Below are 20,394 nucleotides of genomic sequence, written 5' to 3' on the forward strand. Positions count from 1 at the left end.
CAATGCTGAAAATCTTCTCTGGTCTCTCACCAAAACGCCTCTGGCGTTGTAAGGTTAAGCCTCACGGGTCATTAGTACCGGTTAGCTCAATGCATCGCTGCACTTACACATCCGGCCTATCAACGTCGTCGTCTTCAACGTCCCTTCAGGACTCTCAAGGAGTCAGGGAGAACTCATCTCGGGGCAAGTTTCGTGCTTAGATGCTTTCAGCACTTATCTTTTCCGCACTTAGCTACCGGGCAATGCCATTGGCATGACAACCCGAACACCAGTGGTGCGTTCACTCCGGTCCTCTCGTACTAGGAGCAACCCCCCTCAATTCTCCAGCGCCCACGGCAGATAGGGACCGAACTGTCTCACGACGTTCTAAACCCAGCTCGCGTACCACTTTAAACGGCGAACAGCCGTACCCTTGGGACCTACTTCAGCCCCAGGATGTGATGAGCCGACATCGAGGTGCCAAACACCGCCGTCGATATGAACTCTTGGGCGGTATCAGCCTGTTATCCCCGGAGTACCTTTTATCCGTTGAGCGATGGCCCTTCCATTCAGAACCACCGGATCACTATGACCTGCTTTCGCACCTGCTCGAGCCGTCACTCTCGCAGTCAAGCTGGCTTATGCCATTGCACTAACCTCCTGATGTCCGACCAGGATTAGCCAACCTTCGTGCTCCTCCGTTACGCTTTGGGAGGAGACCGCCCCAGTCAAACTACCCACCAGACACTGTCCGCAGCCCGGATTACGGGCCTACGTTAGAACATCAAACATTAAAGGGTGGTATTTCAAGGTCGGCTCCACGCAGACTGGCGTCCACGCTTCAAAGCCTCCCACCTATCCTACACATCAAGGCTCAATGTTCAGTGTCAAGCTATAGTAAAGGTTCACGGGGTCTTTCCGTCTTGCCGCGGGTACACTGCATCTTCACAGCGATTTCAATTTCACTGAGTCTCGGGTGGAGACAGCCTGGCCATCATTACGCCATTCGTGCAGGTCGGAACTTACCCGACAAGGAATTTCGCTACCTTAGGACCGTTATAGTTACGGCCGCCGTTTACCGGGGCTTCGATCAAGAGCTTCTCCTTACGGATAACCCCATCAATTAACCTTCCGGCACCGGGCAGGCGTCACACCGTATACGTCCACTTTCGTGTTTGCACAGTGCTGTGTTTTTAATAAACAGTTGCAGCCAGCTGGTATCTTCGACTGGCTTCAGCTCCGGGAGCAAGTCCCTTCACCTAATGCCAGCGTGCCTTCTCCCGAAGTTACGGCACCATTTTGCCTAGTTCCTTCACCCGAGTTCTCTCAAGCGCCTTGGTATTCTCTACCTGACCACCTGTGTCGGTTTGGGGTACGATTTCGTGTTACCTGGAGCTTAGAGGCTTTTCCTGGAAGCAGGGCATCAGTTACTTCACCACCGTAGTGGCTCGTCATCACGCCTCAGTGTTAAAGAAGACCGGATTTGCCTGGTCTTCACACCTACACGCTTAAACCGGGACAACCGTCGCCCGGATAACCTAGCCTTCTCCGTCCCCCCTTCGCAGTAACACCAAGTACAGGAATATTAACCTGTTTCCCATCGACTACGCTTTTCAGCCTCGCCTTAGGGGTCGACTCACCCTGCCCCGATTAACGTTGGACAGGAACCCTTGGTCTTCCGGCGAGCGGGCTTTTCACCCGCTTTATCGTTACTTATGTCAGCATTCGCACTTCTGATACCTCCAGCAGACCTCACAGTCCACCTTCAGCGGCTTACAGAACGCTCCCCTACCCAACAACGCCTAAGCGTCGCTGCCGCAGCTTCGGTGCATGGTTTAGCCCCGTTACATCTTCCGCGCAGGCCGACTCGACCAGTGAGCTATTACGCTTTCTTTAAATGATGGCTGCTTCTAAGCCAACATCCTGGCTGTCTGTGCCTTCCCACATCGTTTCCCACTTAACCATGACTTTGGGACCTTAGCTGGCGGTCTGGGTTGTTTCCCTCTTCACGACGGACGTTAGCACCCGCCGTGTGTCTCCCGTGATAACATTCTCCGGTATTCGCAGTTTGCATCGGGTTGGTAAGCCGGGATGGCCCCCTAGCCGAAACAGTGCTCTACCCCCGGAGATGAGTTCACGAGGCGCTACCTAAATAGCTTTCGGGGAGAACCAGCTATCTCCCGGTTTGATTGGCCTTTCACCCCCAGCCACAGGTCATCCGCTAATTTTTCAACATTAGTCGGTTCGGTCCTCCAGTTAGTGTTACCCAACCTTCAACCTGCCCATGGCTAGATCACCGGGTTTCGGGTCTATACCCTGCAACTTAACGCCCAATTAAGACTCGGTTTCCCTTCGGCTCCCCTATGCGGTTAACCTTGCTACAGAATATAAGTCGCTGACCCATTATACAAAAGGTACGCAGTCACACCCCGAAGGATGCTCCCACTGCTTGTACGTACACGGTTTCAGGTTCTGTTTCACTCCCCTCGCCGGGGTTCTTTTCGCCTTTCCCTCACGGTACTGGTTCACTATCGGTCAGTCAGGAGTATTTAGCCTTGGAGGATGGTCCCCCCATATTCAGACAGGATACCACGTGTCCCGCCCTACTCATCGGACTCACAATCTGTGCATTTTCGTGTACGGGGCTGTCACCCTGTATCGCGCGACTTTCCAGACGCTTCCACTAACACACAAACTGATTCAGGTCCTGGGCTGTTCCCCGTTCGCTCGCCGCTACTGGGGGAATCTCGGTTGATTTCTTTTCCTCGGGGTACTTAGATGTTTCAGTTCCCCCGGTTCGCCTCGTTAACCTATGTATTCAGTTAACGATAGTGCACAAGTGCACTGGGTTTCCCCATTCGGACATCGCCGGCTGTTGCGGTTCATATCACCTTGCCGGCGCTTTTCGCAGATTAGCACGTCCTTCATCGCCTCTGACTGCCAGGGCATCCACCGTGTACGCTTAGTCGCTTAACCTCACAACCCACAGGCGTTTTGCAACGCTTATGAATCGTAAGCTTTTGAGAGACTCGAACGCGTCGCTTTCATTTCTTATTACGGAGAAATGACACAACGCGTCGTTTCAAATTTTCAGCTTGTTCCGGATTGTTAAAGAGCAAATACTTCGCAGCACACCGTTTCCGGTACGCTCTGAAGTATTGAAGTACTGTAATGGTGGAGCTAAGCGGGATCGAACCGCTGACCTCCTGCGTGCAAGGCAGGCGCTCTCCCAGCTGAGCTATAGCCCCATACAGTTACTGCAGAGACCACTACTACCACTCAACCGAGTTCACATTCTTCAGACAAAAGAAGAATGCAATTTCTGCTCAGGCAAGGCATGCGGAAGGGAAGTTTACGTCGGTAAACGACCGCGCGCATAACGCAGCATGAGAAGAAATTTGGTAGGCCTGAGTGGACTTGAACCACCGACCTCACCCTTATCAGGGGTGCGCTCTAACCACCTGAGCTACAAGCCTGTAGAGGTTTTTCTGCTCGTTACTTTTCTATCAGACAATCTGTGTGAGCACTTCGAAGGAAGGTATCTTCAGGTAAGGAGGTGATCCAACCGCAGGTTCCCCTACGGTTACCTTGTTACGACTTCACCCCAGTCATGAATCACAAAGTGGTAAGCGCCCTCCCGAAGGTTAAGCTACCTACTTCTTTTGCAACCCACTCCCATGGTGTGACGGGCGGTGTGTACAAGGCCCGGGAACGTATTCACCGTAGCATTCTGATCTACGATTACTAGCGATTCCGACTTCATGGAGTCGAGTTGCAGACTCCAATCCGGACTACGACGCACTTTATGAGGTCCGCTTGCTCTCGCGAGGTCGCTTCTCTTTGTATGCGCCATTGTAGCACGTGTGTAGCCCTGGCCGTAAGGGCCATGATGACTTGACGTCATCCCCACCTTCCTCCGGTTTATCACCGGCAGTCTCCTTTGAGTTCCCGACCGAATCGCTGGCAACAAAGGATAAGGGTTGCGCTCGTTGCGGGACTTAACCCAACATTTCACAACACGAGCTGACGACAGCCATGCAGCACCTGTCTCACGGTTCCCGAAGGCACTAAGGCATCTCTGCCAAATTCCGTGGATGTCAAGGCCAGGTAAGGTTCTTCGCGTTGCATCGAATTAAACCACATGCTCCACCGCTTGTGCGGGCCCCCGTCAATTCATTTGAGTTTTAACCTTGCGGCCGTACTCCCCAGGCGGTCGACTTAACGCGTTAGCTCCGGAAGCCACGCCTCAAGGGCACAACCTCCAAGTCGACATCGTTTACGGCGTGGACTACCAGGGTATCTAATCCTGTTTGCTCCCCACGCTTTCGCACCTGAGCGTCAGTCTTCGTCCAGGGGGCCGCCTTCGCCACCGGTATTCCTCCAGATCTCTACGCATTTCACCGCTACACCTGGAATTCTACCCCCCTCTACGAGACTCTAGCCTGCCAGTTTCGAATGCAGTTCCCAGGTTAAGCCCGGGGATTTCACATCCGACTTGACAGACCGCCTGCGTGCGCTTTACGCCCAGTAATTCCGATTAACGCTTGCACCCTCCGTATTACCGCGGCTGCTGGCACGGAGTTAGCCGGTGCTTCTTCTGCGGGTAACGTCAATCGATGAGGTTATTAACCTCATCGCCTTCCTCCCCGCTGAAAGTACTTTACAACCCGAAGGCCTTCTTCATACACGCGGCATGGCTGCATCAGGCTTGCGCCCATTGTGCAATATTCCCCACTGCTGCCTCCCGTAGGAGTCTGGACCGTGTCTCAGTTCCAGTGTGGCTGGTCATCCTCTCAGACCAGCTAGGGATCGTCGCCTAGGTGAGCCGTTACCCCACCTACTAGCTAATCCCATCTGGGTTCATCCGATGGTGTGAGGCCCGAAGGTCCCCCACTTTGGTCTTGCGACGTTATGCGGTATTAGCTACCGTTTCCAGTAGTTATCCCCCTCCATCGGGCAGATCCCCAGACATTACTCACCCGTCCGCCACTCGTCACCCAAGGAGCAAGCTCCTCTGTGCTACCGTTCGACTTGCATGTGTTAGGCCTGCCGCCAGCGTTCAATCTGAGCCATGATCAAACTCTTCAATTTAAAGTTTGATGCTCAAAGAATTAAACTTCGTAATGAATTACGTGTTCACTCTTGAGACTTGATATTTTTTAAGTCCGTAGACTTTTGATATCAATCCTGCGAGTGCCCACACAGATTGTCTGATAAATTGTTAAAGAGCAGTGCGAGCAGCGGATTAACCGTCTGTCGCGAGGTGGCGTATATTACGCTTTCCTCCTTCAGAGTCAATCACTTTTTTCAGCGATTTTCTCCGGCGGGATGAATCACTTCGTCCCTCGCTGACCGTCTGCGTTGCCGCTTTGCCGTGTCAGTGGAGGCGCATTATAGGGAGATAATTCTGAGTGACAAGCGCTAATTTAAACTTTTTGCACGACAGCTCACTTTCCAGGCGAAGCGTTGCAAAATCCAGCAAAAACCTGTGCGAAAGGCATAAAAAACGGGCCCGCAGGCCCGTTAATGGTTATTTCTTACTGATGTGCGACTATCACATCATCTTTCACATCCATCTCGATGGTTTTACCCGGCACTAACGCCCCAGAAAGAATCTGTTGCGCCAGCGGGTTTTCAATTTGCTGCTGGATAGCACGTTTCAGTGGCCGCGCCCCGTAAACCGGATCGTAACCGTTCTCACCCAGCAACCGGATGGCTGCGTCCGAAATGTGCAACTGGTAACCACGCTCTTCAAGACGTTTATACAACCGCTGCAGCTGAATCTGCGCAATAGAAGCAATGTGTTTTTCACCCAGAGGATGGAACACTACCACTTCATCGATACGGTTAATAAACTCCGGACGGAAATGGTGCCCGACAACCGACATCACCATTTCTTTCATCTCAGGATAATCCAGCGCACCAAACCGCTCCTGAATCAAATCCGAGCCGAGGTTAGAGGTCATGATCACCACCGTGTTACGGAAATCGACCGTACGCCCCTGCCCATCGGTTAAGCGACCATCATCCAGCACCTGCAACAGAATGTTGAAAACATCCGGATGGGCTTTCTCTACTTCATCGAGCAAAATCACCGAATAAGGACGACGACGAACGGCCTCGGTCAGATAGCCACCCTCTTCATAACCGACATATCCTGGAGGCGCACCCACCAGACGCGATACGGAGTGTTTCTCCATAAACTCAGACATATCGATACGCACCATGGCGTCGTCACTGTCGAACAGGAAGTTTGCCAGCGCCTTACACAACTCGGTTTTACCCACACCTGTTGGTCCCAGGAACAGGAAAGAACCAATTGGCCGGTTTGGATCAGACAAGCCGGCACGACTACGACGAATCGCATTCGATACGGCTTCTACCGCTTCATCCTGGCCAATCACGCGCGAATGCAGCTCCTGCTCCATCCGCAGCAACTTATCACGCTCCCCTTCCATCATGCGGGCGACCGGAATACCAGTCCAGCGCGCCAGTACATCAGCAATTTCCACATCGGTCACGCGGTTGCGCAGCAGCTTCATAGTCTTGCCTTCAGACTGAGTCGCCGCAGCCAATTGTTTCTCCAGCGCCGGAATTTTGCCGTACTGCAGCTCGGACATCTGCCCCAGATCGCCAACACGGCGCGCCTGCTCCAGAGACAAACGCGCCTGCTCCAGTTCAGCCTTGATGTTCTGTGTGCCAGTCAGAGACGCTTTCTCTGCTTTCCACTCCTCTTCCAGCTCGGCGTATTCACGCTCTTTCTGGTCAAGCTCGCTCTCCAGCATTTCCAGACGTTTGACACTGGCGTCATCCGACTCTTTCTTCAGTGCCTGCTGTTCCAGCTTGAGCTGGATAATGCGGCGGTCGAGACGATCAAGTGGCTCCGGCTTAGAGTCAATTTGCAGACGAATGCTTGAAGCCGCCTCATCGATCAGGTCGATAGCTTTATCCGGTAACTGGCGATCGGCGATATAACGATGTGAAAGCGTTGCCGCAGCAACTATCGCCGGATCGGTAATTTGCACATGGTGGTGCAACTCATAGCGTTCTTTCAGGCCACGCAAAATCGCGATGGTATCTTCAACACTCGGTTCCGCCACAAACACTTTCTGGAAACGACGTTCCAGCGCAGCATCTTTTTCAATGTACTGACGATACTCATCCAGCGTAGTGGCACCGACGCAGTGCAACTCACCGCGAGCCAGAGCTGGCTTAAGCATGTTACCGGCATCCATTGCGCCGTCAGCTTTACCGGCACCGACCATGGTATGCAGTTCGTCGATAAACAGGATGACGTTGCCTTCCTGCTTCGCCAGATCGTTCAGGACCCCTTTTAAACGTTCTTCAAACTCACCACGATATTTCGCACCCGCCACCAGCGCTCCCATATCCAGCGCCAATACCCGACGGCCTTTCAGGCCTTCAGGCACTTCGCCATTGATGATGCGCTGAGCCAAACCTTCAACGATAGCGGTTTTACCGACACCGGGTTCACCAATCAGTACCGGGTTATTCTTGGTACGACGTTGCAGAACCTGAATGGTGCGCCGAATTTCCTCGTCACGACCAATCACCGGGTCAAGTTTGCCCAGTTCGGCGCGTTCCGTCAGATCGATGGTGTATTTCTTTAATGCCTGACGCTGATCTTCAGCCCCTTGATCGTTCACGTTCTCTCCCCCTCGCAATTGCTCGATAGCCTTAGCGAGTTTTTCCGACGTTGCACCAGCCGATTTAAGTAAATCAGCCAGCGAGCCACGTGAATCCAGGGCCGCCAAAGCAAATAATTCAGATGAAATAAAATTGTCGCCGCGCTTTTGCGCCAGCTTGTCGCACAGGTTAAGCACACGGACTAAATCCGCAGACGGCTGGACGTCGCCGTCAGTGCCTTCAACTTGTGGTAATCGATTAATAGCCTGTTCAATGCTGGTGCGTAGCCCAGCGACATCGGCACCCGCTGCGCTGAGCAACGGACGCACCGATCCGCCTTCCTGATTGAGCAACGCGCTCATCACATGAAGGGGTTCTATGAATTGGTTATCGTGTCCCAGAGCAAGGGACTGTGCATCGGCCAGGGCCAACTGGAATTTGTTGGTAAGACGATCCAGACGCATGTTTCCTCCCATTACAGGTCAAAATGCTACTGGAGATTAAATGAGGTCATCCCTCAAATTTTCAAGGTTAATGACCTGAGTTGTGAGCAAAAAATACGCTAACTGGATCGTCTTGTGGCGTAAGGTTATCTCAGCCAAATCAAAGTTGCCATACGCCCGGTGATACGATCGCGTCGGAAGGAGAAAAAATCGTCGCTTTCATGCCAGGTACAGCGTTGTTCGCCGCTGATTGAACGCACACGAGCAGCCTGCAAGCGCTGACGTGCCAGCAACCAGATATCAGCAAAATATTTTTCGCCGACGGGGCGAAATGCCTGATCGGCACGCTCGTCATGCGCCATAAATGCCGAACGCACCTCCGCACCCACTTCGAAAGCCTGCGGACCAATGGCAGGTCCCAGCCAGGCATGAATCTCTTGTGCGGGACAGTGAAACTGTGCCAGCGTCTGCTCCAGTACACCGTGACATAAGCCACGCCAGCCGGCATGAGCAACCGCCACTTCGCTACCGTCACTGGCACAAAAGAGCACCGGCAGGCAATCTGCCGTCATCACGGCACAGACCACGCCCGTTTCACGCGTAATCGCAGCATCCGCATCAGGTAGCGCTACGCTAGCAGGTAAACGCACCGCCTCCTGACCGTGAACCTGATTGAGCCATTGGGGCATCGCCGGTAACTGTGCCAGAGCAACCAAACGCTGGCGATTAAGGAGCACATGTTCCTGATTGTCACCAACGTGACTGCCAAGATTGAGGGCGTTCCAGGGAGCCTGGCTGACGCCACCGTGACGTGTAGTTGAACATGCCCGAACGCGCGCCGGTGCTGGCCAGTCCGGGATGATCAACTCATTCATAGCCAGTCCATCTGATCGCGGAACATATCGGTATCAGCTTTCAGGGCATCAATCAAATCGACCATGTCCTGCGGCAGTGGCGCATGCCACTCCATTTCAATCCCGGTGATCGGATGGTAGAGACGCAACATGGTTGCGTGCAATGCCTGACGATCAAATCCACGCAGGGTTGCGATAAATTCATCAGATGCCCCTTTTGGTGGACGTGGACGACCACCGTAAAGCGGATCCCCCACCAGCGGATGGTTGATATGGGCCATATGAACGCGGATCTGGTGTGTACGACCGGTTTCCAGACGCAAGCGCAGGCGGGTATGCGCACGGAAGTGCTCCATGATGCGGTAATGGGTCACCGCCGGTTTCCCCATCGGGTGCACTGCCATATGAGTACGTTTGGTGGAGTGACGCGCCATGGGCTCATTAACAGTACCGCCTGCGGTCATGGTGCCAATCGCAACTGCTTCGTACTCACGGGTGATTTCACGCAGCTGCAGCGTTTCCACCAGATGCGTTTGCGCAGGTACGGTTTTAGCCACCACCATCAGACCGGTGGTGTCTTTGTCCAGACGATGGACAATGCCCGCACGAGGAACATCCGCAATCGCCGGGTAATGATAAAGCAATGCGTTAAGCACAGTCCCGTCCGGATTACCGGCTCCCGGATGCACCACTAAACCACGCGGTTTGTTGATAACAAGAATATCGTCGTCTTCATACACGATATTGAGCGGGATGTTTTGCGCTTCCCAGCGTTGCTCTTCTTCGATTTCAGCGCTGATCGACACCTGCTCGCCGCCCAGAACCTTCTCTTTCGGTTTGTCGATGACGGTGCCATTGACGCTGACGCGACGCTCAAGGATCCATTCTTTTATGCGAGAACGTGAATAATCAGGGAACAATTCCGCCAAAGTCTGATCTAAGCGTTGTCCAAGTTGTGCTTCGGACACCGTTGCGGTGAGTTGAACTTGTTGTGCCATATACAGCTTCTTCGTTAACGTTGGGTTTTCACGGCGATGCCGTTTAATATAATGTGCTATCGTACCTGGTCATTACCGGGAGCTACACGGACAGCTTCCGCCATAACACTTTGAGGATAATCATTTCGTCATGACGCGTATGAAACATCTGGTGGCTGCTGCCACACTGAGCCTGGCACTGGTGGGTTGTTCCAGCTCAAAGGACACAGTACCGGACAGCCCGCCGTCTGAGATTTACGCCACAGCTCAGCAAAAACTGCAGGACGGTAACTTTAAAGCGGCGATTAAGCAACTGGAAGCGCTGGATAACCGTTACCCGTTCGGTCCATATTCTCAGCAGGTACAGCTGGATTTGATCTACGCGTATTACAAAAATGCCGATCTGCCGCTGGCGCAAGCCGCGATCGCTCGCTTTATGCGTCTGAATCCGACTCATCCGAACATCGACTATGTCATTTACATGAAAGGTCTGACGGATATGGCACTGGATGATTCAGCACTACAGGGCTTCTTCGGTATCGATCGTTCTGACCGCGATCCGACTCATGCCCGTGACGCGTTCCGCGACTTTTCTCAGTTGCTGCGCGGTTACCCGAACAGCCAGTATGCCGCCGACGCCCAGAAACGCCTGGTCTTCCTGAAAGAACGTCTGGCGAAGTATGAACTTTCAGTGGCGCAATTCTATACCAAGCGCGGTGCTTATGTCGCTGTTGTTAACCGTGTAGAAGGCATGATGAAGGATTACCCGGATGCAGAAGCGACTCATGAAGCGCTGCCGCTGATGGAAAATGCCTATCGCCAGCTGCAACTGACTGCTGAAGCGGATAAAGTGGCAAAAATTATTGCCGCCAATAACGCCTGATCAATGGCAAATAAAAAAGCAGCCTTCACTGGCTGCTTTTTTTTGGTGAAAATTCAGACTAAAAACAAAATTTCTCACCCGGTTAACTCGTCAATCTTGCCCCGTTCCCCCCTCCGCTTCAAGCTTTTTCCGCCACTTTCCCGGCCTTTCTCACAATTTGCTGGAATTGACAAAAAGTGACATTTTTACGTGATTTAGATCACACATTTTCCCGGTTTCCGCGGTATGCTGGACCTACCCAGACGGAAATGACAGAGAGGTTTGAATGATGATTCTGAACATTACCAGTAAACAAATGGAAATCACTGCGGCTATCCGCAACCATGTCGAAGACCGTCTCGCCAAGCTGGAAAAATGGCAAACTCACCTGATAAACCCGCACATCGTGTTATCGAAAGAGCCGAAAGAATTTGTGGCCGACGCCACGATTAACACGCCAAATGGCACGCTGGTCGCCAGCGCGAAACATGATGATATGTACACCGCAATCAACGATCTGATTGCGAAGCTGGAACGACAGCTCAACAAAGCGCAACACAAACCCGAAGCGCGTCGTGCCACCAGTAGTGTGAAAGATTTTACGCCTGCGGGATAAACACCCATTTTCTCAGCAACGCGCCTCCGGGCGCGTTTTTTATTGACAGCCTCAAATCAGTGCGGTTAATCTCGGGTCACTTTACTTTCGGAAACCACCATGAAACATCTGCCGTTCTTCTTCGCATTCTTTTTTACCTTCCCCTGATTGGGAGGCGATTCGTCATGTGAAAATGAATGCGAAGACGAACAACAAAGCCTCCCAACCGGGAGGCTTTTTTATTGGACAGCTTACAGGTGAGCCCTATGACCCCCGATAACCCACTGCTGGCATTACGTGACAAAATCAGCGCCGTTGATGAGAAGCTGCTGACACTGCTGGCCGAGCGCCGCGCGCTGGCCATTGAAGTTGCCCAGGCAAAACTGGCAACCCATCGCCCAATCCGTGATGTCGAGCGCGAGCGCGCCCTGCTGGAAAATTTGATTATGCTGGGAAAAAAACACCAGCTTGATGCGCATTACATCACGCGTCTGTTCCAGCTGGTGATTGAAGATTCGGTTCTGACGCAGCAGGCATTGCTGCAAAAGAACCTTAATCATCCCCATGCGCTGGCGCCGCGTATCGCTTTCCTTGGTCCGAAAGGTTCCTATTCGCATCTTGCTGCACGCAAATATGCAGCACGACATTTTGATTCGATGGTGGAAATGGGTTGTCTCAAATTCCACGACATCATCCAGCAAGTGGAGAGCGGCCAGGCTGACTATGCGGTGATGCCGATTGAGAATACCAGCTCTGGCTCCATCAATGACGTTTACGACCTGCTCCAGCAGACGTCGTTGTCGATCGTTGGCGAGCTGACCATTCCCATCGAACATTGTGTGCTGGTGAGCAGCAATACCGATTTGCAGCAAATTGAGACTGTCTACAGCCATCCGCAACCGTTCCAGCAGTGCAGCCAGTTCATCAACCGTTTCCCGCAATGGAAAATCGAATACACCGAAAGCACCGCTGCAGCGATGGAAAAAGTGGCTGCGATGAACTCACCGAAAGTGGCGGCTCTCGGCAGCGAAGCCGGTGGCGAGCTGTATCAATTGCAGGTACTGGAGCGTGATCTGGCTAACCAGCAGCAAAACCACACACGTTTTATCGTACTGGCGCGCAAGTCCATTGATGTCTCCGACCAGGTACCGGCCAAAACCACGCTGATTATGGCCACCGGGCAGCAGGCAGGTGCACTGGTTGAAGCGTTACTGGTATTACGTCAGCACAACCTGATCATGAGCAAACTGGAATCACGTCCGATTAACGGCAATCCGTGGGAAGAGATGTTTTACATTGATGTGCAGGGCAACCTGCAATCTGACAGCATGCAACGCGCGCTGGAAGAGCTGCGTGGTTTAACCCGCTCACTCAAGGTACTCGGTTGTTATCCGGGCGAGAATGTGGTGCCGGTGGAGCCGCGCATCTAAGCAAAAGGGCATCCGGATGGATGCCCTTTTCTGTTATTGCCGACTGTCGTTAGCCGAACGTAGCATGCTACGGCTTTCAACCAGGAAGCGTTTCGCATAGTCACCAAACCAATGTTCTACGCGTTCAAAGCTTTCGATGAAGGCCTGCTTGTCTCCATGTTCCAGCAAGGTTATCGCCTCACCAAAACGCTGGTAATAGCGTTTAATCAGCGCGATGTTGCTCTCCGAGGACATAATGATATCCGCGTACAGCTGTGGGTCCTGCGCGAACAATCTGCCGACCATTGCCAGTTCCAGCCGGTATATCGGTGACGACAGCGCCAGTAATTGATCCAGATTGACGTTCTCCTCAGCCAGATGGAGACCATAAGCAAAGGTTGCGAAGTGACGCAATGCCTGGATAAACGCCATATTTTGGTCATGCTCAACGGCACTGATACGATGCAACCGCGCACCCCAGACCTGAATCTGCTCCAGGAACCACTGATAAGCTTCCGGCTGACGTCCATCGCACCACACCACCACCTGTTTCGCCAGGCTGCCGCTATCCGGGCCGAACATCGGATGCAGGCCAAGTACCGGTCCGTTATGGGCAGCCAGCATCGCCTGCAGGGGACGGTTCTTCACCGAGGCCAAATCAACCAGGATGCAATCTTCCGGTAGCGTTGGCAGCTGCGCGATAATTTGCTCGGTAAGATGTATCGGTACGCTGATGATAACCATACCGGCATCTTTCAATAACTCGTCAGCCTGTTCCCAGTCACCTTTGTCGAGCAGACGTACCTGATAGCCCGACAGGGTGAGCATTTTTTCAAACAGACGTCCCATCTGACCACGGCCACCGACGATCACCACCGGACGCAGCGTCGGACACAGGGTTTTAAAGCCTTTGTCGTTTTCACTGGTATAGGATTCACGCATCAGGCGGCGCAGGACATCTTCAATCAAATCCGGCGGTACACCGAGCGCCTCAGCTTCCTGACGACGCGAAGCCAGCATGCTCGCTTCGCGCTCAGGTACATAAATCGGCAAGCCATAACGGCTTTTCACTTCACCTACTTCTGCTACCAACTCAAGCCGCTTAGCCAGCAGCCCGAGCAGTGCTTTATCAACTTCATCTATTTGATCGCGTAGCGCGGTCAGTTCAGCCACCATGACTCATTACACCTCGTGTGACAGACGCGCCGACAGCACTCCCTGCAAATCCTGATGGATTTCACGCAGCAAGGTTTCAGTGGTGTCCCAGTTGATGCAGGCATCAGTGACAGACACACCGTATTTCATCTCACTACGCGGCTGCTCGGAAGACTGGTTGCCTTCGTGGATGTGGCTTTCCAGCATCAGGCCGATAATGGAACGGTTGCCATCTTTAATCTGGGCAATAGCCGATTCGGCTACACCAGGCTGGCGGCGATAGTCTTTGTTAGAATTGCCATGGCTGCAATCTATCATTAAGGCCGGACGCAGTCCCGCTTTCAGCATCTCTTTTTCGCACTGCGCGACATCTTCCGGGCCGTAGTTCGGTGCTTTGCCACCGCGCAGAATCACATGACCATCCGGGTTACCCTGGGTCTGTAACAGACAAACCTGCCCTGCCTGGTTGATGCCCACGAAGCGATGCGGCATGGCTGCTGCGCGCATAGCATTGATCGCAGTGCCAAGGCTGCCGTCGGTGCCATTTTTGAATCCAACCGGCATGGAAAGACCTGACGCCATTTCACGGTGAGTCTGCGACTCGGTAGTACGTGCACCAATCGCTGACCAGCTGAACAGGTCACCAAGGTATTGCGGGCTGTTAGGATCGAGCGCCTCAGTGGCCAGCGGTAGTCCCATTTCTACCAGGTTAACCAGCAGCTGACGCGCAATGTGCAGCCCGGCTTCCATATCAAACGAGTTGTCCATGTAAGGATCGTTGATTAACCCTTTCCAGCCGACGGTGGTACGGGGTTTCTCAAAATAGACACGCATAACGATGTACAGCTGATCCTTCAACTGTTCAGAAAGAGTTTTCAAAAGATGGGCGTATTCAAGTGCAGCTTCGGTATCGTGGATTGAACAAGGGCCACACACCACCAACAGACGCGGATCGCGGCCCGCGATGATGTCGGAGATGGTCTGACGGGAAGTCGCAATTTGCGCTTCCTGAGCAGCACTGAGCGGAAATTTCGCTTTCAACTCTCCCGGGGTGATTAAAATTTGTTCATCGGCGATATGCACATTGTTCAGCGCGTCTTTTTGCATGATTGCGATCCTTTTTACTCGTTTATGCGTGTTGGGATCCTCACTGAGGATGGCGTTCACTTTACCATAAGTCGTAAATCATGCAATCCACAGATGTACACTTTTATTACCACACATAAAAACCAACAAAGGAATTTCAAATAAAGTTGTTTTATTTCATATATTTAATAACAAAAAACACTCAACAACACCACATCGTGGTGTAAACTATTAATTACACTCATTGCAGAAATTTAATACCTTCGTTGGCATCATCTGGGCTAACATTCTGTTAAATAGACTTTTTCGGGATCGATCTTATGGCAATTCCTCATGTACATCTCCGCCCCTATAATTTGCAGGATGCAGAGGCTTTTACCGAGGCGGTGAATGCATCACTTCCCAGCCTTAGCCCATGGATGGAGTGGGCACATGATGACTATCGTAATGATGAAGCCGTCAGTTGGATCAATTTCACCCATCTTCAGCGGGCCAGAGGTGAAGCCGAAGAGTTCGCCATTGTCGATGGTAATGATCAATTGCTTGGCGGGGCTGGGTTCCGTTTTGCCCGCCAACCCGGAGAGTTCTGTGCTCTGGGTTATTGGGTACGCTCATCCGCCCAGCGCCAGGGCGTCGCGACACGGGCGGTGGCGCAGCTGATTGAATTAGGCTTTCAATCACCCGAGGTGAAGTTACTGGAAATTCTCGCCGCTGCTGATAACCTGGCCAGTCGCGCAGTGGCAGAACGCAGCGGGTTTAGTTTCATTGATTATCGCTACGGGTTAATCGTGCTGGAAAGCGGCCCGGTGAATACCGCCATTTATCATTTAGAACGTAGATAAAAAAAGGGGCTGGCAGATGCCAACCCCTTGTTTGCTATTAACTTTGAGATGTCGCTTTCGCGAGCTCTTAGCTAAGACGCTCTTTAATACGAGCAGACTTACCAGTACGCTCACGCAGGTAGTACAGTTTGGCTTGACGCACAGCACCACGACGTTTAACAGCAATGCTGTCAATTACCGGAGAGTGAGTCTGGAAGACACGCTCAACGCCTTCGCCGTTAGAAATCTTGCGAACAGTGAATGCAGAGTGCAGACCGCGGTTACGAATAGCGATAACCACGCCCTCGAATGCCTGCAGACGTTTCTTAGAACCTTCAACGACCCATACTTTCACTTCCACGGTATCACCCGGACGGAAGGAAGGTACGTCCTGTTTCATCTGCTCTTGTTCAATTTGCTTGATAATGTTGCTCATAATTAAATCTCTTATCCTGGGTAAACTGATAGTCAGGGAAGATTACTCTTCCGCCTCATCGTTTTGTTGCTGCTGATGTTCCCGCTGGAACTCAGTAAGCAACCTTGCTTGCTCTACAGTCAGAGCCAGGTTTTCCAGAAGTTCAGGTCTTCTCAGCCAGGTACGGCCTAGCGACTGTTTCAGACGCCAGCGGCGAATATCGGCATGGTTCCCCGACAGTAATACTGCCGGTACATCCATCCCTTCTAACACTTCAGGTCGGGTATAGTGCGGGCAATCCAGCAAACCGTCCGAGAACGAATCCTCATCGGCTGACGCCTGTTTCCCCAGAACGCCGGGTATAAACCGGGCGACGGAGTCAATCAACGTCATGGCTGGTAGCTCACCGCCACTGAGTACGTAATCACCGATTGACCATTCTTCATCAATTTCGGTTTGAATAACGCGCTCATCAATCCCTTCATAGCGACCACATACCAGAATCAACTTCTGATGTGTCGCCAGTTCGCAAACGCCCTGTTGGTCAAGTTTGCGCCCCTGAGGTGAAAGATAAATCACCCTGGCCCCTTCTCCCGCCGCCGCTTTCGCTGCGGAGATGGCGTCCCGTAAAGGTTGCACCATCATCAGCATTCCCGGTCCGCCGCCGTAAGGACGATCATCCACGGTACGGTGCCGGTCGTGCGTGAAGTCACGCGGACTCCAGCTCTCAATGCTGAGCAGGCCATTTTTTACTGCCCGGCCAGTTACCCCGAAATCGGTAATAGCGCGAAACATCTCTGGAAACAGGCTAATAACACCAATCCACATCGCGTTCGCCGTTACGTTACCGGTTGATCCGGAGGTCAAAAACCAGGATCCCAATCTACTTCAATAGTGCCAGTAGAGAGATCGACTTTCTTGATAACCTGTTCATCAAGAAACGGTATTAACCGCTCCTGTGCACCGAATGCATCTTTCAGGTTTGCCTTTACGACGAGAACGTCGTTCGAGCCGGTTTCCATCAAATCAATGACTTTACCCATTTCGTAGCCTTCGAGGTTTACTACTTTGCAACCCATCAGGTCTTTCCAGTAGTAATCACCCTCTTCCAGCGCTGGCAGTTGCGCGGAGTCAACCGTAATTTCGCAATTGGTTAACTGTGCCGCTGCATCCCGATCGTCAATGCCTTTGACTTTGATGATCAGATCCTGATTGTGGTGCTTCCAGCCCTCCAGTTCGACCAGCTGCCATTGACCGGCGTGCTGAATCAACCAGGGCTGATAGTCAAAGATACTTTCGGCTTCTTCGGTGGAAGAAAACACTTTGAGCCAGCCCCGAATGCCGTAAGCGGCACCCATCTTCCCCAATACGATTGGGTTAGCGGGAGGCTGTGCGGCAGGTTTTCTGCTCATGCTCACCACCGTGACAGATTAAGCTGCTTTTTTTGCTTCTTTGATCAGCGCGTTAACGCGATCAGAAAGCGTTGCGCCCTGGCCAACCCAGTGCTCAATACGGTCCAGATCCAGACGCAGACCTTCAGCCTGACCAGCAGCGATCGGGTTGAAGAAACCTACGCGCTCGATGAAGCGACCGTTACGAGCATTGCGGCTGTCAGTAACGACGACCTGATAGAACGGACGCTTTTTCGCGCCGTGACGTGCCAAACGAATAGTTACCATAACATCCTCATTAGTTAATAAAACAACCGGGCCCCATCGAGGAACGGGGCCCGGGTGCAATATATAAAGCCCGAAAATTCTACTCATTTTGGCGCAAAAAGCAACCTGAGCATCTCACTTTTCCGGCATTTTACCGGTCGCCTTAGCGACCGGGGAATCCTGGCGGCATCATGCCTTTCATGCTGCGCATCATTTTCGCCATGCCGCCCTTCTTCATTTTCTTCATCATGCGCTGCATGTCATCGAACTGCTTCAGCAGTCGGTTAACATCCTGCACCTGCATGCCTGAACCCAGAGCGATACGGCGTTTGCGTGAGCCTTTAATGATTTCCGGCTTCTCACGCTCTTTGCGTGTCATCGAGTTGATGATGGCTTCCATACGCACCAGAAGTTTATCGTCCATCTGCGATTTCACATTATCCGGCAGTTGGCCCATGCCAGGCAGCTTGCCCATCAGGCTTGCCATCCCACCCATGTTGCGCATCTGCTTTAGCTGATCAAGGAAATCGTTAAGGTCAAAGCCATCGCCGGTTTTCAGTTTCTTCGCCAGCTTTTCCGCTTGCTCGCGGTCAACTTTGCTTTCGATATCTTCAATCAGCGACAGCACATCGCCCATACCCAGGATGCGCGATGCAATACGATCTGGGTAGAACGGCTCCAGGGCTTCAGTCTTCTCACCAACACCCATGAATTTGATCGGCTTGCCGGTAATATGGCGAATCGACAACGCCGCACCACCACGTGCATCACCATCGACTTTGGTCAGAATCACACCGGTCAGCGGCAGCGCTTCATTAAATGCTTTCGCGGTATTCGCGGCATCCTGACCCGTCATGGCATCAACAACAAACAGGGTTTCTACCGGATCAATCGCGGCATGTACCTGCTTGATTTCGTCCATCATCGCTTCATCAACGTGCAGACGGCCCGCGGTATCCACGATCAGAACGTCGTAGAATTGCAGACGAGCTTCTTTCAGCGCGTTATTCACGATATCGACAGGCTTCTGGCTCAGGTCAGACGGGCAGAAATCCACGCCAACCTGCTGCGCCAGCGTTTCCAGCTGTCTGATCGCCGCCGGGCGATAGACGTCAGCAGAAACGACCAGTACTTTTTTCTTGTGCTTCTCACGCAGGAATTTACCCAGCTTGGCAACGCTGGTGGTTTTACCCGCACCCTGCAGACCCGCCATCAATACGACGGCCGGCGGCTGAGCAGCCAGGTTGAGTGCATTATTTTCTGCACCCATCGCCTCGACCAGCTCATTGCGAACAATTTTGATGAATTCCTGACCTGGGGTCAGGCTCTTGTTCACATCATGACCAACCGCGCGCTCTTTCACACGGTTGATAAATTCACGTACGACTGGCAGCGCAACATCCGCTTCCAGCAGCGCCATACGCACTTCGCGCAGCGTGTCTTTAATGTTGTCTTCGGTCAGCCTTCCGCGGCCGCTAATATTGCGCAGGGTTTGCGACAAACGATCGGTTAAATTATCAAACATGCTCTCTCACTTAAAAACATAGCGAGGCCGCCAGGGCGACACAATGCGGCGGATTATAACACGAAGCCAGGCCGATCTCTGCAATTGCCCTTCAGATCGTTTGGAGCCTGATGCGGCTAACGTTATACTGCTTTTTTCCTTATCTGACCGACACCTGACAGGATCTATGTTTGTTTCTGCGATCGTGGCGCTGTTCGCCTACTCTATCAGCCTTGCTCTGATCATACCCAGCCTGTTGAAACGCAACGGTGGCTGGCGACGCCTTGCGGTACTTTCCGCCTGTGTGGCGCTGATTGCCCACGCCATCGCGTTGCAACAGCGTATTTTTGCCGTCGATAACGGCCAAAATCTCAGCCTGTTGAACATAGGTTCGCTGGTGAGCCTGCTGATCTGTTCGATTATGACCATCGTGGCGTCACGCAATCGTGGCTGGCTGCTGCTACCTATCGTTTACAGCTTTGCGTTGATTAATCTGGCCTTTGCCACTTTCGTGCCCAATGCGTTTATTACCCATCTGGAAACCACGCCGGGCATGATGATTCACATCGGCCTGTCGCTGTTTGCCTATGCCACCCTGATCATTGCCGCCCTTTATGCGTTGCAGCTGGCGTGGATTGACTACCAGTTAAAAAATAAAAAGCTGGCGTTCACCCAGGATATGCCACCGCTGCTCACCATTGAGCGCAAAATGTTCCACATCACTCAGGTTGGCGTCGTGCTGCTGACGCTGGTGCTGTGCACCGGTCTGTTCTATATGCACAATCTGTTCAGCGCCGAGAATGTGGACAAAGCGGTACTCTCAATCATTGCCTGGTTCGTCTATATCGTTCTGCTCTGGGGACACTACCACGAAGGCTGGCGCGGTCGCCGTGTCGTCTGGTTCAATTGCAGCGGTGCGATTTTGCTGACCATGGCCTACTTCGGCAGCCGTGTACTGCAGCACCTGCTAACTCAATCGTCTCACTAAA

General features: G+C 52.5%; 16 protein-coding genes, 2 tRNA genes, 2 rRNA genes and 1 other annotated feature. Of the genes, 6 read left to right on the forward strand and 14 right to left on the reverse strand.

What is annotated here, in order from left to right:
- Nucleotides 1-50: 50 nt before the first annotated feature.
- The 7 genes from AC6I8X_RS15325 to rluD form a co-directional block, all read right to left on the reverse strand.
- Nucleotides 51-2,955, reverse strand: a 23S ribosomal RNA gene (locus AC6I8X_RS15325).
- Nucleotides 2,956-3,151: 196 nt separating this feature from the next.
- Nucleotides 3,152-3,227 (reverse strand) — tRNA-Ala (locus tag AC6I8X_RS15330).
- A gap of 151 nt (nt 3,228-3,378) precedes the next feature.
- A tRNA-Ile gene (locus AC6I8X_RS15335) sits at nt 3,379-3,455 on the reverse strand.
- A 73-nt stretch (nt 3,456-3,528) separates the two neighbouring features.
- Nucleotides 3,529-5,070: ribosomal RNA gene (locus AC6I8X_RS15340) — 16S ribosomal RNA — on the reverse strand.
- Together the 16S and 23S rRNA genes with 2 tRNA genes alongside form the textbook arrangement of a ribosomal RNA operon.
- A gap of 446 nt (nt 5,071-5,516) precedes the next feature.
- Entirely contained in the window at nt 5,517-8,090 is a 2,574-nt protein-coding gene (clpB, locus tag AC6I8X_RS15345) for an ATP-dependent chaperone ClpB (protein ID WP_310618270.1), read from the reverse strand.
- Between the two features lie 125 nt (nt 8,091-8,215).
- Nucleotides 8,216-8,944: a purine nucleoside phosphorylase YfiH gene (gene yfiH / locus AC6I8X_RS15350; protein WP_313689901.1), complete on the reverse strand. Its 729-nt coding sequence runs from the start codon at nt 8,942-8,944 to the stop codon at nt 8,216-8,218.
- Nucleotides 8,941-9,921: a 23S rRNA pseudouridine(1911/1915/1917) synthase RluD gene (gene rluD / locus AC6I8X_RS15355; RefSeq protein ID WP_084876414.1), complete on the reverse strand. Its 981-nt coding sequence runs from the start codon at nt 9,919-9,921 to the stop codon at nt 8,941-8,943. Before rluD ends, yfiH begins: the two co-directional genes overlap by 4 nt.
- A gap of 130 nt (nt 9,922-10,051) precedes the next feature.
- Here rluD and bamD point away from each other — a divergent pair, with 130 nt between their 5' ends.
- From bamD to pheA, 4 genes are all read left to right on the forward strand, one after another.
- Nucleotides 10,052-10,783: an outer membrane protein assembly factor BamD gene (gene bamD, locus AC6I8X_RS15360; RefSeq protein WP_208716228.1), complete on the forward strand. Its 732-nt coding sequence runs from the start codon at nt 10,052-10,054 to the stop codon at nt 10,781-10,783.
- A 268-nt stretch (nt 10,784-11,051) separates the two neighbouring features.
- On the forward strand, nt 11,052-11,378 hold the full coding sequence (raiA, locus tag AC6I8X_RS15365; protein WP_021507319.1) for a ribosome-associated translation inhibitor RaiA: 327 nt from the start codon (nt 11,052-11,054) through the stop codon (nt 11,376-11,378).
- A 98-nt stretch (nt 11,379-11,476) separates the two neighbouring features.
- Nucleotides 11,477-11,601, forward strand: a sequence feature (Phe leader region).
- Entirely contained in the window at nt 11,478-11,525 is a 48-nt protein-coding gene (pheL, locus tag AC6I8X_RS15370; protein ID WP_100703679.1) for a pheA operon leader peptide PheL, read from the forward strand. It overlaps the preceding feature by 48 nt.
- A 22-nt stretch (nt 11,602-11,623) precedes the next feature.
- Nucleotides 11,624-12,787 (forward strand): bifunctional chorismate mutase/prephenate dehydratase, encoded by a 1,164-nt coding sequence (gene pheA / locus AC6I8X_RS15375; RefSeq protein ID WP_313689658.1) that lies wholly within the window; start codon nt 11,624-11,626, stop codon nt 12,785-12,787.
- 33 nt (nt 12,788-12,820) lie between these two features.
- Here pheA and tyrA read toward each other — a convergent pair whose 3' ends face one another.
- Nucleotides 12,821-13,942, reverse strand: coding sequence for a bifunctional chorismate mutase/prephenate dehydrogenase (gene tyrA, locus AC6I8X_RS15380; RefSeq protein WP_084876417.1), 1,122 nt, complete (start codon nt 13,940-13,942; stop codon nt 12,821-12,823).
- Nucleotides 13,943-13,948: 6 nt separating this feature from the next.
- Complete coding sequence (locus AC6I8X_RS15385) at nt 13,949-15,028, reverse strand: 3-deoxy-7-phosphoheptulonate synthase (protein WP_084876418.1); 1,080 nt, start codon at nt 15,026-15,028, stop codon at nt 13,949-13,951.
- 299 nt (nt 15,029-15,327) lie between these two features.
- On the opposite strand from AC6I8X_RS15385, the gene AC6I8X_RS15390 reads away from it, so the two are divergent.
- Entirely contained in the window at nt 15,328-15,849 is a 522-nt protein-coding gene (locus tag AC6I8X_RS15390) for a GNAT family N-acetyltransferase (RefSeq protein ID WP_497840060.1), read from the forward strand.
- Between the two features lie 67 nt (nt 15,850-15,916).
- On the opposite strand, the gene rplS is transcribed toward AC6I8X_RS15390, so the two are convergent.
- The 5 genes from rplS to ffh form a co-directional block, all read right to left on the reverse strand.
- A complete protein-coding gene (gene rplS / locus AC6I8X_RS15395) occupies nt 15,917-16,264 on the reverse strand; it encodes a 50S ribosomal protein L19 (protein WP_299460431.1) in 348 nt (115 codons plus the stop codon).
- A gap of 42 nt (nt 16,265-16,306) precedes the next feature.
- A complete protein-coding gene (gene trmD / locus AC6I8X_RS15400; protein WP_299460494.1) occupies nt 16,307-17,071 on the reverse strand; it encodes a tRNA (guanosine(37)-N1)-methyltransferase TrmD in 765 nt (254 codons plus the stop codon).
- A gap of 35 nt (nt 17,072-17,106) precedes the next feature.
- On the reverse strand, nt 17,107-17,655 hold the full coding sequence (gene rimM, locus AC6I8X_RS15405; protein ID WP_299460428.1) for a ribosome maturation factor RimM: 549 nt from the start codon (nt 17,653-17,655) through the stop codon (nt 17,107-17,109).
- An 18-nt stretch (nt 17,656-17,673) separates the two neighbouring features.
- A complete protein-coding gene (gene rpsP / locus AC6I8X_RS15410; RefSeq protein WP_013510204.1) occupies nt 17,674-17,922 on the reverse strand; it encodes a 30S ribosomal protein S16 in 249 nt (82 codons plus the stop codon).
- Between the two features lie 142 nt (nt 17,923-18,064).
- Nucleotides 18,065-19,426 carry a signal recognition particle protein gene (gene ffh, locus AC6I8X_RS15415; protein WP_299460425.1) on the reverse strand — a complete coding sequence of 454 codons (1,362 nt, stop codon included), beginning with the start codon at nt 19,424-19,426 and terminating at the stop codon, nt 18,065-18,067.
- Nucleotides 19,427-19,592: 166 nt separating this feature from the next.
- Here ffh and AC6I8X_RS15420 point away from each other — a divergent pair, with 166 nt between their 5' ends.
- The gene (locus AC6I8X_RS15420) at nt 19,593-20,393 is read left to right on the forward strand and encodes a cytochrome C assembly family protein (protein ID WP_208716237.1); all 801 of its coding nucleotides are present in this window, start codon (nt 19,593-19,595) and stop codon (nt 20,391-20,393) included.
- Nucleotide 20,394 lies beyond the last annotated feature (1 nt).

This window comes from Pantoea sp. X-Soil-TKNS-1280 (assembly GCF_059730475.1).

Coding starts and splice junctions, on each gene's coding strand:
- clpB (WP_310618270.1), bottom strand. CDS start 8,090: ATGCGTCTGGATCGTCTTACCAACAAATTCCAGTTGGCCCTGGCCGAT.
- yfiH (WP_313689901.1), bottom strand. CDS start 8,944: ATGAATGAGTTGATCATCCCGGACTGGCCAGCACCGGCGCGCGTTCGG.
- rluD (WP_084876414.1), bottom strand. CDS start 9,921: ATGGCACAACAAGTTCAACTCACCGCAACGGTGTCCGAAGCACAACTT.
- bamD (WP_208716228.1), top strand. CDS start 10,052: ATGACGCGTATGAAACATCTGGTGGCTGCTGCCACACTGAGCCTGGCA.
- raiA (WP_021507319.1), top strand. CDS start 11,052: ATGATTCTGAACATTACCAGTAAACAAATGGAAATCACTGCGGCTATC.
- pheA (WP_313689658.1), top strand. CDS start 11,624: ATGACCCCCGATAACCCACTGCTGGCATTACGTGACAAAATCAGCGCC.
- tyrA (WP_084876417.1), bottom strand. CDS start 13,942: ATGGTGGCTGAACTGACCGCGCTACGCGATCAAATAGATGAAGTTGAT.
- AC6I8X_RS15385 (WP_084876418.1), bottom strand. CDS start 15,028: ATGCAAAAAGACGCGCTGAACAATGTGCATATCGCCGATGAACAAATT.
- AC6I8X_RS15390 (WP_497840060.1), top strand. CDS start 15,328: ATGGCAATTCCTCATGTACATCTCCGCCCCTATAATTTGCAGGATGCA.
- rplS (WP_299460431.1), bottom strand. CDS start 16,264: ATGAGCAACATTATCAAGCAAATTGAACAAGAGCAGATGAAACAGGAC.
- trmD (WP_299460494.1), bottom strand. CDS start 17,071: ATGTGGATTGGTGTTATTAGCCTGTTTCCAGAGATGTTTCGCGCTATT.
- rimM (WP_299460428.1), bottom strand. CDS start 17,655: ATGAGCAGAAAACCTGCCGCACAGCCTCCCGCTAACCCAATCGTATTG.
- rpsP (WP_013510204.1), bottom strand. CDS start 17,922: ATGGTAACTATTCGTTTGGCACGTCACGGCGCGAAAAAGCGTCCGTTC.
- ffh (WP_299460425.1), bottom strand. CDS start 19,426: ATGTTTGATAATTTAACCGATCGTTTGTCGCAAACCCTGCGCAATATT.
- AC6I8X_RS15420 (WP_208716237.1), top strand. CDS start 19,593: ATGTTTGTTTCTGCGATCGTGGCGCTGTTCGCCTACTCTATCAGCCTT.